Annotated in this window: 11 protein-coding genes and 5 tRNA genes; 12 read left to right on the forward strand and 4 right to left on the reverse strand. The window is 70.6% G+C overall.

Going from position 1 to position 12,680, the window contains the following annotated elements:
• Positions 1 to 53 precede the first annotated feature (53 nt).
• On the reverse strand, positions 54 to 845 hold the full coding sequence (locus tag WMF42_RS02200; protein ID WP_437689943.1) for a hypothetical protein: 792 nt from the start codon (positions 843 to 845) through the stop codon (positions 54 to 56).
• Between the two features lie 190 nt (positions 846 to 1,035).
• On the opposite strand from WMF42_RS02200, the gene WMF42_RS02205 reads away from it, so the two are divergent.
• Entirely contained in the window at positions 1,036 to 1,575 is a 540-nt protein-coding gene (locus tag WMF42_RS02205; protein WP_061606980.1) for a hypothetical protein, read from the forward strand.
• 19 nt (positions 1,576 to 1,594) lie between these two features.
• On the opposite strand, the gene hisIE is transcribed toward WMF42_RS02205, so the two are convergent.
• Both hisIE and WMF42_RS02215 read right to left on the reverse strand, forming a co-directional pair.
• Positions 1,595 to 2,284: a bifunctional phosphoribosyl-AMP cyclohydrolase/phosphoribosyl-ATP diphosphatase HisIE gene (gene hisIE / locus WMF42_RS02210; RefSeq protein ID WP_061606981.1), complete on the reverse strand. Its 690-nt coding sequence runs from the start codon at positions 2,282 to 2,284 to the stop codon at positions 1,595 to 1,597.
• Between the two features lie 3 nt (positions 2,285 to 2,287).
• Positions 2,288 to 3,772 carry a prolipoprotein diacylglyceryl transferase gene (locus WMF42_RS02215; protein ID WP_061606982.1) on the reverse strand — a complete coding sequence of 495 codons (1,485 nt, stop codon included), beginning with the start codon at positions 3,770 to 3,772 and terminating at the stop codon, positions 2,288 to 2,290.
• A gap of 207 nt (positions 3,773 to 3,979) precedes the next feature.
• Here WMF42_RS02215 and WMF42_RS02220 point away from each other — a divergent pair, with 207 nt between their 5' ends.
• The gene (locus WMF42_RS02220) at positions 3,980 to 4,732 is read left to right on the forward strand and encodes a hypothetical protein (RefSeq protein WP_437689944.1); all 753 of its coding nucleotides are present in this window, start codon (positions 3,980 to 3,982) and stop codon (positions 4,730 to 4,732) included.
• Between the two features lie 5 nt (positions 4,733 to 4,737).
• Positions 4,738 to 6,234, forward strand: a complete 1,497-nt coding sequence (locus WMF42_RS02225; protein ID WP_437689945.1) for an MXAN_5187 C-terminal domain-containing protein — start codon at positions 4,738 to 4,740, stop codon at positions 6,232 to 6,234.
• Between the two features lie 688 nt (positions 6,235 to 6,922).
• Here the strand turns inward: WMF42_RS02225 and WMF42_RS02230 are convergent.
• Positions 6,923 to 8,725 (reverse strand): serine/threonine-protein kinase, encoded by a 1,803-nt coding sequence (locus WMF42_RS02230; RefSeq protein WP_437689946.1) that lies wholly within the window; start codon positions 8,723 to 8,725, stop codon positions 6,923 to 6,925.
• Between the two features lie 683 nt (positions 8,726 to 9,408).
• Here WMF42_RS02230 and WMF42_RS02235 point away from each other — a divergent pair.
• The 9 genes from WMF42_RS02235 to nusG all read left to right on the forward strand — a co-directional run bounded on the left by WMF42_RS02235 (position 9,409) and on the right by nusG (position 12,659).
• Positions 9,409 to 9,481: transfer RNA gene (locus WMF42_RS02235), tRNA-Thr, on the forward strand.
• Positions 9,482 to 9,562: 81 nt separating this feature from the next.
• Positions 9,563 to 9,644, forward strand: a tRNA-Tyr gene (locus WMF42_RS02240).
• 74 nt (positions 9,645 to 9,718) lie between these two features.
• A tRNA-Gly gene (locus WMF42_RS02245) sits at positions 9,719 to 9,791 on the forward strand.
• A 16-nt stretch (positions 9,792 to 9,807) separates the two neighbouring features.
• A tRNA-Thr gene (locus tag WMF42_RS02250) sits at positions 9,808 to 9,883 on the forward strand.
• A 52-nt stretch (positions 9,884 to 9,935) separates the two neighbouring features.
• Complete coding sequence (tuf, locus tag WMF42_RS02255) at positions 9,936 to 11,126, forward strand: elongation factor Tu (RefSeq protein ID WP_434045295.1); 1,191 nt, start codon at positions 9,936 to 9,938, stop codon at positions 11,124 to 11,126.
• A 9-nt stretch (positions 11,127 to 11,135) separates the two neighbouring features.
• On the forward strand, positions 11,136 to 11,306 hold the full coding sequence (gene rpmG, locus WMF42_RS02260; protein WP_061611806.1) for a 50S ribosomal protein L33: 171 nt from the start codon (positions 11,136 to 11,138) through the stop codon (positions 11,304 to 11,306).
• Positions 11,307 to 11,335: 29 nt separating this feature from the next.
• Positions 11,336 to 11,408: transfer RNA gene (locus WMF42_RS02265), tRNA-Trp, on the forward strand.
• 87 nt (positions 11,409 to 11,495) lie between these two features.
• Positions 11,496 to 12,098, forward strand: a complete 603-nt coding sequence (gene secE / locus WMF42_RS02270) for a preprotein translocase subunit SecE (protein ID WP_233562403.1) — start codon at positions 11,496 to 11,498, stop codon at positions 12,096 to 12,098.
• Between the two features lie 30 nt (positions 12,099 to 12,128).
• Complete coding sequence (gene nusG, locus WMF42_RS02275) at positions 12,129 to 12,659, forward strand: transcription termination/antitermination protein NusG (RefSeq protein WP_061611807.1); 531 nt, start codon at positions 12,129 to 12,131, stop codon at positions 12,657 to 12,659.
• Positions 12,660 to 12,680 lie beyond the last annotated feature (21 nt).

Consider the following 12,680-nt stretch of genomic DNA (forward strand, 5'->3'; position numbering starts at 1 on the left):
GATCGACGAGGAGCCACCGGATCTTCGCGAGACCGCCAGCGCCTCCGGAGATCTCAGCGGCGCACCGTAGCACGATCGATCCCCTCGCCGCAGGGGTCGGCCGCTTCGGGCTCGACCGCGCGCGCGCCGTCGGGGTGCTCCGCCAGCACGAGCAGGTCCAGCCGGGCTGGTGTCGGCTCGATCAGGTGATCGGCCGCCGCGAGCAGCAGCGTCCGGACCTCGGTGCGGACGCTGGCGTCGCGCGTCCAGCGCGCGCCGACGCTCGCGGCGATGGCGCGGGCGAGGAGGAGCTCCGCGCGCCCGCGCACGTCCGCGGGGATCCAGTCAGCGATGAGCGGATCCGCGAGCATGGCCAGCGTCCTGCGCAGCCCGGCGACGCGGCGCGGGCCGAACTGCTCCGGCGCGCGGGCCGCGTGGCGCGCGAGGCGCAATGCCCTGCGGAGCGCCCGACGAGCGGCCTTGCCGACCACGGCGCCGCGCACGGTGAGCCGCGCGCGCGGCGCGTCGATGGCGTGCAGCACCGCGGCCAGCGAGAGCCCTCCGGCGATGACGAGCGCCACCGTCGCGGCGGTGGCGCCGGCGTCGCGAAGCTCCCAGCCGCCTGTCGCCGCGACGAAGGCGCAGCCGGCGACCAGCGAGAGCCCCAGCGAGCCGAGCGCGCCCGCCGCATGCGACCGGCCGCGCCACGGCTCGCCTTCGCCCTGGAGGAGCCGCGCGTAGCCGTCGGGCGCGATCAGCCGGCCGCCGCTCGGGATGAGGCCCACCATGGCTCGCCGCGCCGCGCGCCCGAGGCCGACCTCCAGCGGGCCGAGCTCGATGCCGGGCGGCTCACGGAACGGGCTCACGCATCCAGGATAGCCCATCCCTCGCCGGCGCGAAGCGCGCCGGCGCACCCCGGCGCGCAGCGCCGCGGCGGCCGCGGAAGCGCTCCGTCCAGGCGCGCGGCGAGCACCAGGCGGCCGGCTTGCGGCTCGCGGCCTGTCGGACGGCGGCGGGCGGATTGCGCCATGTGCGCACGGTCGATACCCTCGACATGTGAGAAGCATCGCTGTCGGCGGCCTCGCTCTCGCCGGCGCCACGGCGATCGGGGCGCTCCTGATCGGCGGCCCCGGCTGCAGCGACACAGCCTCCTCGGTCTGCGCCGGGCTCTGCGACTGCTGGCAATGCAGCGGCGTCGAGTACGAAGAGTGCCTGGACAGCATGGATGACACCGTCCAGAGCGCCGAGCGGAGGGGCTGCCCGGAGGCGGCGGACGGCCTCTCGCGTTGCGTCAGCGCGGACCTGAAATGCGCGGCGGACAGGGACGCCGCCGAGCCCACGAGCTGCGAGCGCGAGCAGCAGGCGCTGGCTGTGTGCGGCGTCAGGGTGCCTGTGCTCGGCCCCCTGTGCGAGCGGGGCGCGCAGAGGCACTGGGAGTGTCGGGGCGAGGAGCTCGGAGCCGACGCGTGCGAGGGCGCATCGCGGTGCAGGCTCGCCTGCTATGCCGACGCGAGCTGTGACGAGGTACGGTCCGACAGCTCTCGGCGGCTCGCCGACTGTTTCCAGCGGTGCGCGGAGCACGAGCCGACGCGCTGACGCGGCGGCGCGTGGCCTGTCACGGCTCCCCCGACGTCTGCTTCTGCGCGCGCTGCGCCTTCTCGACGAGGCCGCTCGTGCCCACGCGCGACGCGAGCGCCGAGAGGACCGCGCGCAGCGGGACGCCGCGCGACGCGAGGCCGACCAGGAGGTGGTAGATCACGTCGGCCGCCTCGGACGCCACGCGCTCCGCGGTCTCCCCGGCGATCGCCTGCGCGAGCTCGCCGGCCTCCTCACGGAGCTTCGCGCCGATGAGCGGCGCGCCGCCGTCGAGCAGCTTCCGGGTGTAGCTCTTCGTCGCCGAGGACGCCTTGCGCGCCTCGATCTCCCGCTCGAGCGCCTCGAGCAGCGCGGTCGCGTCCTGCCCCGCGTCGGCGGCCTCCGGCTCATCGTCGCCGCGGGCGTCGACCTGCCGGAAGAAGCAGCTCGAGCTCCCCGTGTGGCATGTCGGGCCGCGGGGCTCGGCGAGGATCAGGAGCGCGTCCCCGTCGCAGTCGGCGTGGACGCTCGTCACCGCCAGCGTGTTGCCGCTCGTCGCCCCCTTCTCCCAGAGCTCGCCGCGCGACCGGCTGAAGAAGGTCGCGCGCCCCGTCTCGAGCGTCCGGGCGAGCGACTCCCGCGTCATGTACGCGAGCATCCGCACCTGTCCTGTCAGCCGGTCCTGCACGACGGCCGGTATGAGCTTGCCCTCTCCGAATGCGATCTTCACAGCCTATGCCTCTCCGGTGGTGTCGGGCGCCTCCGCGGCGGCGCCGCGCTCGCGGGCCGTCGCCTGGCCCTCGTCCTTCGCGCTGCCGCGCTTGGCCCGCGACCGCTTGTCGCTGGCCTTCGCCGGCGAGCTTCGTTTCTCGCCCGCCTTGTCGTCCTCGTCCTCGTCGTCGCCCGGCTCGTCGTCGTCGTCCTCGTCCTCGTCGTCATCTGCGGCCCTGTCCGCGGCGGCGCCGGGGCTGTCCGGGAGGTTGAGCGCCATCGCCTGCTCCGGGTGGTCGAGGGCGGCCTTGTAGTAGATCGCGAACGCGATCGACGCGGCCAGCCCGGTCGCCAGCGCGACGGCCTGGGAGGTCGAATACTGGATCGTCGCGGACGCGCCGAACGTCTCGGGCTTGAGGACCACGTACAGGGCGATCGCCGGGACGAAGGCGAGCGCCTGCGTCACCTTGCGCACGACGTTGTCGCGGATGACGTGGGAGAAGCCGATCGTGTACCCCACGGCGAAGATGACGAGGCCGGCGGGGAGCAGCACGTGCTCCGGGAGCGAGGGCGGGATCGAGCCGCGCTCCGCGTCGTCGCGCAGGAGCTCGAGCAGGTAGCGGCAGACGCCGTACGAGAACGTGAAGAGGAGGAAGATCTCTCCGCGGAACTTCTGCCGCCTTCGCGCGAGGAGCAGGAGCGTGAGCAGCCCTGCGCCGACGAGCGCCTCGTAGATCTGCGTCGGGTGCACGGCGAGCGACGCCTCGGCGGTCGGATCGAGCCCGCGCTCCTTGACGTGCTGCACCCACGCCGGGGACCCGCTGCCGTGGTCCAGCGTGCCTTCGGGCCAGTGCGGGAACGTGCCGAGCTTCTTGAGCCAGGCCGGCGCCGTCTCGCCGAGCGGCCGGCCGAAATCGCAGCCGAAGAGGTAGCACCCGATGCGCGTGATCATGAGCCCCGAGGCCAGGCTCGGGACGGCGACGTCGGCCCACGGGAGCAGCGGGATGCGATGAGAGCGCAGGAACAGGTAGGAGCCGATGAAGCCGCCCAGGAACCCGCCGTACGCCACGAGCCCGCCGCGGCGGATGTCGAACATCGCGCCGAGCGAGTCGAACTCGTCGAGGTTCGTGAGGATGTAGAGCACGCGCGAGCCGACGACCGCTGCGAGCGCGGTGACGACGTAGCAGTTGGCCATCGTCTCCTTCGGCAGGCCGTCGCGCTCCGCGAGCCCGAGCGTCAGGTACCAGCCCACGACGAGCGAGAGGCCGAGCATGACGCCGTAGCTGTAGATGGGCAGCGGACCCAGGGTGTAGGTCTGCCCCTTGAACTGGGAGGCGAGGGCGGCGAGCGCGACCCCGGCGATGCCCGCCGCGGCTGCGGCCGGTTTGTTCTTCGCGAGGAACAGCCCGATCGCGCCCGCGAAAGCGATGCCCGCAGCGATCAGGAAGACCCAGAGCAGGGGCACGGTCCACACGGGCAGCGGGACGCGAAACAGGATGGGGTGCATGGCGCCTCTCCTTACGCCTGGGATTGGGCACCATCAAGCGCCGTCTCTCGGGCATGACGCAGCGGGCCAAGGCGCTCGTAGACGCTTGTCCGGCCGCATCGGGCGAACGCGGTGCGCCCGGGCCGACAGCGCAGCGTCGTCCCCCCTGACGATGACGTCCGCGAGCGGCCCTCGAAGTCCGCGCGCGCCGCTGCTAGCATCGATTCCGTGCTCTCTGGCCGCGCCGCCGTCAGCGTCTTCGCAGTCCCCGGGCTGCTCGCGAGCGCGTCGTGCGTCCCCGAAGGGCCGGCCACAGGCGACGCGAGCACGCGGCCGGCCGGGGCGGTCGCGGCGTCGGCGCCCCCCGGGGCGGCGGGGGCGGTCCAGGGCGCGAGGGGCGCGGGCGTGTTCGAGGACGACTTCAACCGGTCGGCGCTTGGCCCCGACTGGAACGCGCTCAGCCCCAGCTGGAAGATCGAGGATGGGCGGCTCTGCGCGCGCGCCGCGAGGAACCGCGGCGTGTGGCTGAAGCGGCCGCTGCCGGAGAACGCGCGGATCGAGTTCGACGCCATCGCCGAGGCCCCCGACGGCGATCTGAAGGCGGAGCTCTGGGGAGATGGGCGGAGCGGTGCGACGGCGGCGAGCTACACGAACGCGACGAGCTACCTCGTGATCCTCGGCGGGTGGAAGAACACGAAGCACGTGCTCGCCCGGCTCGACGAGCACGACGAAGGTCGGCTGGAGATCGACGTCGATCCGGACAGCGATGACGAGCGAGCGCGCCCTGTCGCTCCGGGGCAGCCGTACCGCTTCCGGATCGAGCGCCATGATGGAAAAACGCTCTCCTGGTCGGTGAACGGCGTCGAGTACCTGGAGCTCAGCGATCCCGAGCCGCTCTCCGGACCGGGGCACGAGCACCTGGGCTTCAACGAATGGGATGCGCCGGTCTGCTTCGACAACCTGCGGATCACGCCCCTCTAGCCGCGATGGAATCGAGCGAGGTCGAGCGGGAGCTTGAGGAGCTGGAGACGCGCATCGAGCGGCTGCGCGCGCTGTACGAGCAGTACTTCATGGGCATCGAGCGGCTGGAGCCGCTCATCCCTCGGAAGGACGTCGACCGCCGCATCTGGGTGATGCGGCGCGAGCAGATCAGGAACACCGGGCTCCGGTTCAAGTTCCAGATGCTGTTCCAGCGCTACAACACGTTCCAGCAGTACTGGGGCCGCATCGCGCGCGAGATCGAGAACGGGACGTACCGCCGCGACGTCATCCGCGCAGCGAAGCGGGTCGGGGCGAAGGAAGCGCTCACGATCGTCGGGCGCAAGCGGGCGGAGCGCTACGCGGACCTCGCCGAGCAGCAGGCGACGGCGGGCGAGGCGCCCCGCCGCAGCGATGGCGCCGAGGATCACGAGGAGATCGACGTCGACGACGAGGCGGTCACGCTGGCGCCTCCGCCGTTGCCCCCCGCGTCGCCGGCGCGAAAGCAAGCGCTCGCTGTCGAGGACGCCCCTCGGCGCGAGGCCCCTGCGCAGCCGATCGCGCCGGAGGCGTCGAGCGCCGCGCCCGCGGGCCCGCAGGTGCGCCCGCTCGTCGCGCTCGTGCCGCCTGCCCCACCCCAGGCCACGGCCGCCGTGAAGCCCGCCCCGCTCGGGGGTTTGCCTCGCGGGCTCGGCCTCACCAGGCCTCAGCAGAAGTCCGCGGAGATCAAGCCGGCCGAGGCAAAGCCGGCCGAGGTCTCCCCCCCGGGCGGCAGGACCTCCGCGCGCCCCGCTGCCGACCGGAACCAGCCGGCGGCGGCGGGCGCCACGAGCCGTCAGCGGCTGGCCGAGCTCGCGGCGGAGATGCGCGCCCAGCGCGCGCAGAGCGGTGCGGCCGGCGACGCGACGAAGGTAGCGGCCGCACCGCCCGTCCTCCAGGCGGACGTCGCGCCTGAACCCCCGCCCCCGCCGAAGCGACCGCCCCCGCCCCCTGTCCGACCTCGGCCGGCCCCTCCCGCGCCAGCGCCAGCGGCCGCCCCCGCAGCGGCGCCCGCGGCGACGGGCGCTGGAGCGAGGCGGCAGGAGCGCGTGCACTCGGACCGGCCGCCGCCTACCCGGCGCCGTCGCTCCACGGTGCCGCCCGCCGCGGACGCCGGCACGGCGAGCGGAGCTCGGCATGCGGCGCCGCGCGCGTCATCGCGCCCCCCGGAGGCCGCGCGCGCGGGCCTCGACGCTGGCGTGCGCGCGCGACCCGCGCCGCCCCCGCAGCGGCCCGCCGCGCGCGACGACGATCTCCCGGAGCAGCGGCTGCGTCAGATCTACGCGAAGTACGTCGAGACCAAGCGCGCGGCGCGGGAGTCGACGGCCGGCGTCACGTACGAGCGCCTGGCCGAGAGCCTCCGCGCGCAGGCCGCGAAGCTGCGCGCGACGAACCCGGCCAGGTCCGTCGACTACGACGTCGTCGTCAAGGACGGCAAGACGCTGCTGAAGCCGATCCTCAAGTAACCGGCAGCCGACGGGCCGACGCCAATCAACGATCGCGGACGCGAGCGGCCCACGCTTGCGTCGCAGCGGTGATGACGCACGGACAGAACGCGACGCTGCGAGCGCCGGGAGGCTGAGCTCGCCGAGCAACGCTCGGCTCGCTGCACTCCTCCAGGAGGCGCTCGCTACATCGGGTGGCTGGGTGGGTGGTGATGTTCTGGCGGGTCAGTGATGTGCGACGCGACGCCAGAGCTGCGGCAGGCGCTGGACCCGCGAGGGGACCGAGCCCTCGTCCTCGACGAAGAGGATCGCGCAAGCCGTGCGGTCGGCTTCGCGCATCCTCGCGCATAAGTCGGCCAGATCGTCATCGGCGTCCACAACGTCGGCCTCGGCCGGCTGGGGAGCGCCCTGAACGTACCTGACATTGTCAAGGGCGACCCATCGCCCAGCGAACTCTTCAGAACGACATATGTCGCGCCATGTCATCCGAGGCGCGGCCAAACGAATCTTACTGCCCATGTCCCGTGAGCGACCTTCTCCCCCATGTTCCAAAGTCAAGAGCCGACCTAACAAGCCAGGGTGCGGCGTCCAATGAGCCTTCAGAACCTCAGGGCGGGATCTAGCACCTGTCAAAATCGGGCGTCAAGGCAACCATGGAACAGCTGGGACCCCCTGGGCGTTGTACCCAGCTCCTCACGACGTTACGTCGTCACTTGCAGCGCGCCGGTAGCTGGGACATGGCCTCGCTCGCCCCGATCCGCGCCGCCGCGAGCGCGTGGGACTTGGCCCCACACCCCTTGGACGCCACGGCTCGCTTGGCGCTCGCGCCGATCGCGGCTCGCGCCTCGGCCTTCCTGGCGCCGTCGCAGCCCGCGAAGCGCTTCACCGCGAGGTCTGTGTTGCCGCCGTTCGCCAGGTTGATCGCGGCCCTGCACTCCTGCTCGGCCTTCTCGTTGCCGGCGGGCGCGGTCTTGGGCCCGGCGGTCGCGGTCGGCGTGCTCTTCGGGACTTCGTCCGGGGACGCCTTCTTGACGGGCTCGTCCGTGTCGGGCGGGGGCTCGGGGGCGGAGGGCTCGCTCGTGGGCACAGCCACGGTGGGGTCCGACGTCACGGTGACCGACGGCGCGCTCGGCAGCGGGATCAGGTTCGAGGCGCTCTCGTCGGTCGCATTCCCGCTGCCCCTCCTCGTCATCATGACGATGCCCACGACCCCGAGCACCGCGACGGCCGCGACGGCCGCGAGGATCGGGGCGGTCTTGTTCTTCTGCGCGGGCGGGGGCGGCGGCGCGGGAAACACCTGGCCGCTGCCGGTGTGCACGGGCGGGTGCGCCGGCACGGCGCCCGACGGCATCGCCGCCTGATCCATCACCGTGGCCGCGTGGTGGCCCGCCTGGGGGTTGACGACGGTCCTGCCAGCCCCCGTCGGCGGGCCCGCGACGAAGAGCGGCTCGCCGATCTGGGTCTGACCCGAGCGCGATGGCATCAGTGCGGTCCCGCTGGTCGGGGCCTCGAGCCCGACCTGGGTGCGCGGCGCCGCCCCGAGCACCGAGAGGCGGGGCCCTGCGCCGATCGTGAGCTCCTCGTAGAAATCCCGCGCCGACTGCTGGCGGTCCTCGCGCTTCTTGCTGAGGGCCCTCATGACGGCCGCCTTCATCTTCGGCGGCGCCGCGGCGCCCATCGGCACGGCCTCGAACGGGAACGGCTGCGCCGTCATGTGCTGCGTCGCCCACGCCCACGGCGTGTCGGCGTCGAACGGCAGGCGCCCGGTGAGCATCTCGTAGGTCAGCACGCCGAGCGAGTAGATGTCGCTGCGCGCGTCGAGCTCCGTCCCCGTGAACTGCTCGGGGCTCATGTACGGCGGCGTGCCGAGCACCATCCCCTGCTGCGTCAGCTTCTGCTCGGCCTTGGCGCTGCGGTCGTCGCGCTTCGCGATGCCGAAGTCGAGGACCTTGACGTAGTCCTCCTCGCCCGCGCGCCTGGTCAAGAAGATGTTGGCGGGCTTGAGATCGCGGTGGACGATCCCCTTCTCGTGCGCCTCGTGGAGCGACCCGCACACCTGCGCGATGATGCGATCGACCCGCTCGGGAGAGAGCGCGCCGCCCCTCTCGAGCGCCTCCTCGAGCGACTGCCCGTTGAGGAGCTCCATCGCGATGTAGAGCTCCCCCGTGTTCGTCTGACCGAAGTCGTAGACCTTGATCGTGTTCGGGTGCTCGAGCTCGCTGACCGTGCCGCACTCTCGCATGAAGCGCGCGACCACCTGCGGGTCCTTCGCGTGCTGCGAGAGCAGCGTCTTGACGGCGACCTTCCGCACCGACGTCCCCATCGGCTGCTCGCCGTTGTAGACGCGGCCCATCCCGCCCTCGCCAAGCACCCCGACGATCCGGAACCGGCCGCCGACGATCGTGCCGATGAGCGGATCTGCCTCCACCGGCGCGACAGGGAGGAGCGCGCCGCACGTGGCGCAGAAGCGCGCCCCATCGATGTTTGGCTGATGGCAAGCGGGACAGTCCATGCGATCGAACCTCTACCCCCGAAGCATGACGAGACGCGCCCGTCGTCTCGGGCTGCTCTGCTGCGCGCCCGGGCGAAGGTGCGCGGGGCAGGATCGCAGCAGCCGCGCGCCGAGCGCAAGGGAGCTCTCGCGGTGCCGCCGCGACGGCGCGCGGCGCTGCCGCGACCGCGCCGCGCCGTCGCGGCGGGTCAGGCTTCGCGGCGCGGGCCTCGCCGCGCACGACCGGACGGCGCGGAGCGCGGATCGAAGCGCGGTACGACGCGAGATTCGACGCCGGTTTCGCCGCACGTGCGACGTTCATCTTGAAAGCGGGTAGCTCTCGAGCGAGATACGCCCCGCCGGACGGGGTGGGCGCTCCCGCTGCCCGACGCGACGGACCGCGCTCCCGCCGCGGATCCAGCGAAACGGACGAAAACGATGCACACCGCTTGACACGTCTCTTGCAGGGGGCTAAGAGCCTCCTCCCTTCGCGGGACTCGTCTACCTTCTGAGCGACGTGAGCGGCGCCAACGGCTTCACCTCGCTGCGGTCCAGCCCGATCGGCACACCCCGAACGGCGCAGGCAGACGGTTCAGCAGGGCCGGGAGTAGATTGCTCGTAAAAAAGTGATCGGTCTTGGAACAGTCCGCTAGGTCAGCACGCACGCCTCCCGGCGCCTCGGGGGCGAGCAGCGGGTCGATGTCGCTGGCGTAGCTCAATCGGTAGAGCACCTGCCTTGTAAGCAGGGGGTTAGGGGTTCAAGTCCCCTCGCCAGCTCCGAGGCAAGGCAGCAGGTCGATGGTTCAGGAGGTCACGGTAGGGACAAGATCCGGTAAGATCGGATAGTAGGAAAATTCTGGAGGGTTGCCCGAGCGGCCAAAGGGAGCAGACTGTAAATCTGCCGGCAATGCCTACGATGGTTCGAATCCATCACCCTCCACCGGAGCGGTTTTTCGCTCCGACAGCGATCCGACCAGGATACACATCCGCCGGGACCCGTCCCGTCGGGCGCCCGCGGGCGTAGCTCAGTTGGTAGAGCGTCAGCCTTCCAAGCTGAACGTCGCCGGTTCGAACCCGGTCGCCCGCTCTGTGGTCGGTCGTTTGCCCACCTAGCTCAGTTGGCAGAGCACGTCCTTGGTAAGGACGAGGTCGTCGGTTCAATCCCGATGGTGGGCTCCAGCGAGGACAGCGCAACGCATTCGCGAACTTCATTCCGGCAGGAGACATCTCGATGGCCAAGGAGAAATTCACTCGTACGAAGCCGCACGTGAACGTGGGCACCATCGGCCACATCGACCACGGCAAGACCACGCTCACGGCCGCGCTCGTCAAGGTGCAGTCGAAGCGCCAGCTGGCGAAGGCGATCTCGTACGCCGACATCGCGAAGGGCGGGACGGTCCGTGACGAGACCAAGACGGTGACCATCGCGGCGGCGCACGTGGAGTACGAGTCGGTCAACCGCCACTACGCGCACGTCGACTGTCCCGGGCACGCCGACTACATCAAGAACATGATCACCGGCGCGGCGCAGATGGACGGGGCGATCCTCGTCGTGTCGTCGCTCGACAGCGTGATGCCGCAGACGCGCGAGCACGTGCTGCTCGCCCGCCAGGTCGGCCTGAACCACATCGTCGTGTTCCTCAACAAGTGCGACGCCGTGGACGACCCGGAGATGCTCGACCTTGTCGAGATGGAGGTCCGCGAGCTCCTGTCGAAGTACAAGTTCGACGGCGACAACGCGCCGGTCATCCGGGGCGCGTCGCTGCCTGCGCTGCAGGGCGACCCGAAGTGGGAGGAGACGATCCAGCAGCTCCTCAACGCGCTCGACAGCTACATCCCCGAGCCGGTGCGCGACATCGACAAGCCGTTCCTGATGGCGATCGAGGACGTGTTCTCGATCAAGGGCCGCGGCACGGTGGCCACGGGCCGCATCGAGCGCGGCGTGATCAAGGTCGGCGACGAGGTCCAGATCATCGGCTTCAAGGACACGAAGAAGTCGGTCGTGACCGGCGTCGAGATGTTCCGGAAGCTGCTCGATCAGGGGCAGGCGGGCGACAACGTCGGCTGCCTCCTCCGCGGCGTGGAGAAGGAAGAGATCGAGCGCGGCCAGGTGCTCGCGAAGCCCGGGTCGATCACGCCGCACACGAAGTTCACCGGTGAGGTGTACGTCCTCAAGAAGGAGGAGGGCGGGCGCCACACGCCGTTCTTCACCAACTACCGGCCGCAGTTCTACATCCGGACGACGGACGTGACCGGCACGGTGAACCTCCCCGAGGGGGTGAAGATGGTGATGCCGGGCGACAACATCACGATGACGATCGAGCTCATCGCCCCGGTCGCGCTGGAGGAGCAGATGCGCTTCGCCATCCGCGAGGGCGGCAAGACGGTGGGCGCCGGCGTCGTCACCAAGATCCTCGCGTAGGAGGCCGACATGGGCGAGCAGGCCGGTGGGTGGCGTGCGGCGCGCATCGCCGTCTCACTGGCCTGCAGCGAGTGCAAGTCGCGGAACTACAAGACGACGAAGGCGCCCGACCAGGTGGTTTCGCTCAAGAAGTTCTGCAGGCAGTGCAAGAAGCACACGGTTCACAACGAGACGAAGTGAACGGGTGCTCAGGAAGGCGCAGCGGTTCTAGGGGTATAGCTCAGTTGGTAGAGCAGCGGATTCCAAATCCGCAGGTCGGGAGTTCGAGCCTCTCTGCCCCTGCAGGGGAATGCGGGCGCCCAAGGGCGGCCCTCGAAGCCCCATCGAGCAGGCATCCGCCTGCCGCGGGTCGGCGCGTTTGGTGTGGTTATGGCGAACGGTCAAAAAGACAAGCAGACGCCGAAGGTCGCGGAGGATGGGGAGCCGGAGGAATCTGGACCGATCGTGCCCGCCGAGACGTCGTCCCTCGCGACGCGGAGCGAGGAGCCGGAGGCGGCTGATGTCGAGGGCGCCGGCGAGCCAGAGGAAGCCGAGGAAGAGGTCGCGGCCGCTCAGCTCGGGACCGAGCGTTACGTGCTTGCCGGCTTCTTCGCGGTCGGGATGCTTCTCGCCTACCTGCTCGGCAAGATCGTTCACGGCATCTGGGCGACCCTCGCCAACAAGGACTGGTTCAGCCGGACGCTCCCGGCGTTGTCGGCGGTTGGTGACGACGACAAGGCGACCTACGGCATGGTCGTCGGCGGCATCGTCGCGCTCGTGATCGTTGTGCGCGCGTTCCGCAATGCGGAGCTCCGCACCTGGAGCGATGAGGTCGCTGCCGAGCTGGCCAAGGTGAAGTGGCCGACCAAGAAAGAGGTGACGAACTCGACGTTCGTCGTGATCGCGACGACCACCGTGGCGACCCTCTACCTGGCGCTGCTCGACCGCTTCTGGGCATTCGTGACCAACATCGTTTACGGCGATGGAAGCTGAAGCAGGGAGACCCTGAGGGAATCAAGCGCCATGGCCAAGAAGTGGTACGTCATCCATACCTACTCGGGATACGAGGCGAAGGTGCGCGACGCGCTCCAGCAGCGCGTGAAGCAGTACGGACTGGAAGATCGGTTCGGCGAGATCCTCATCCCGAGCGAGACGGTCACGGAGAACCGTCCCGGTGGCAAGACCCGCGTTCGTCAGAAGCTCAGCCTGCCCGGCTACATCTTCGTCGAGATGGACATGAACGAGCAGGTCTGGCACCTGGTCAAGGACACGCCCAAGGTGACCGGCTTCATCGGCAACCAGGCGCCGCAGGAGGTCCCCCTGGCGCAGATCGATAGCCTCCGTCGGGGCATCGTCGAGGGGGCGGTCAAGCCGAAGCCGCGGCTCACGTTCGAGGTGGGTGAAGAGGTGCGGGTCCTGGACGGGGCCTTCGCGAACTTCACCGGCACGGTCGACGACGTGAAGATGGACAAGCAGAAGCTCAAGGTGAAGGTCAGCATCTTCGGCCGACCCACCAGCGTGGAGCTCGACTTCGCGGCCGTGGAGAAGCGCTAGCCAGGAGCGAACGGCTGCAAA

This window comes from Sorangium sp. So ce176 (genome assembly GCF_051519835.1).
In the GTDB taxonomy this organism is placed as follows: domain Bacteria; phylum Myxococcota_A; class Polyangia; order Polyangiales; family Polyangiaceae; genus Sorangium; species Sorangium cellulosum_G.

Bases quoted from the DNA above. Each gene is read 5' to 3' on its own strand.
- WMF42_RS02215 (WP_061606982.1), bottom strand. From the start codon at position 3,772: ATGCACCCCATCCTGTTTCGCGTCCCGCTGCCCGTGTGGACCGTGCCC.
- WMF42_RS02225 (WP_437689945.1), top strand. From the start codon at position 4,738: ATGGAATCGAGCGAGGTCGAGCGGGAGCTTGAGGAGCTGGAGACGCGC.
- WMF42_RS02230 (WP_437689946.1), bottom strand. From the start codon at position 8,725: ATGGACTGTCCCGCTTGCCATCAGCCAAACATCGATGGGGCGCGCTTC.
- tuf (WP_434045295.1), top strand. From the start codon at position 9,936: ATGGCCAAGGAGAAATTCACTCGTACGAAGCCGCACGTGAACGTGGGC.
- rpmG (WP_061611806.1), top strand. From the start codon at position 11,136: ATGGGCGAGCAGGCCGGTGGGTGGCGTGCGGCGCGCATCGCCGTCTCA.
- secE (WP_233562403.1), top strand. From the start codon at position 11,496: ATGGCGAACGGTCAAAAAGACAAGCAGACGCCGAAGGTCGCGGAGGAT.
- nusG (WP_061611807.1), top strand. From the start codon at position 12,129: ATGGCCAAGAAGTGGTACGTCATCCATACCTACTCGGGATACGAGGCG.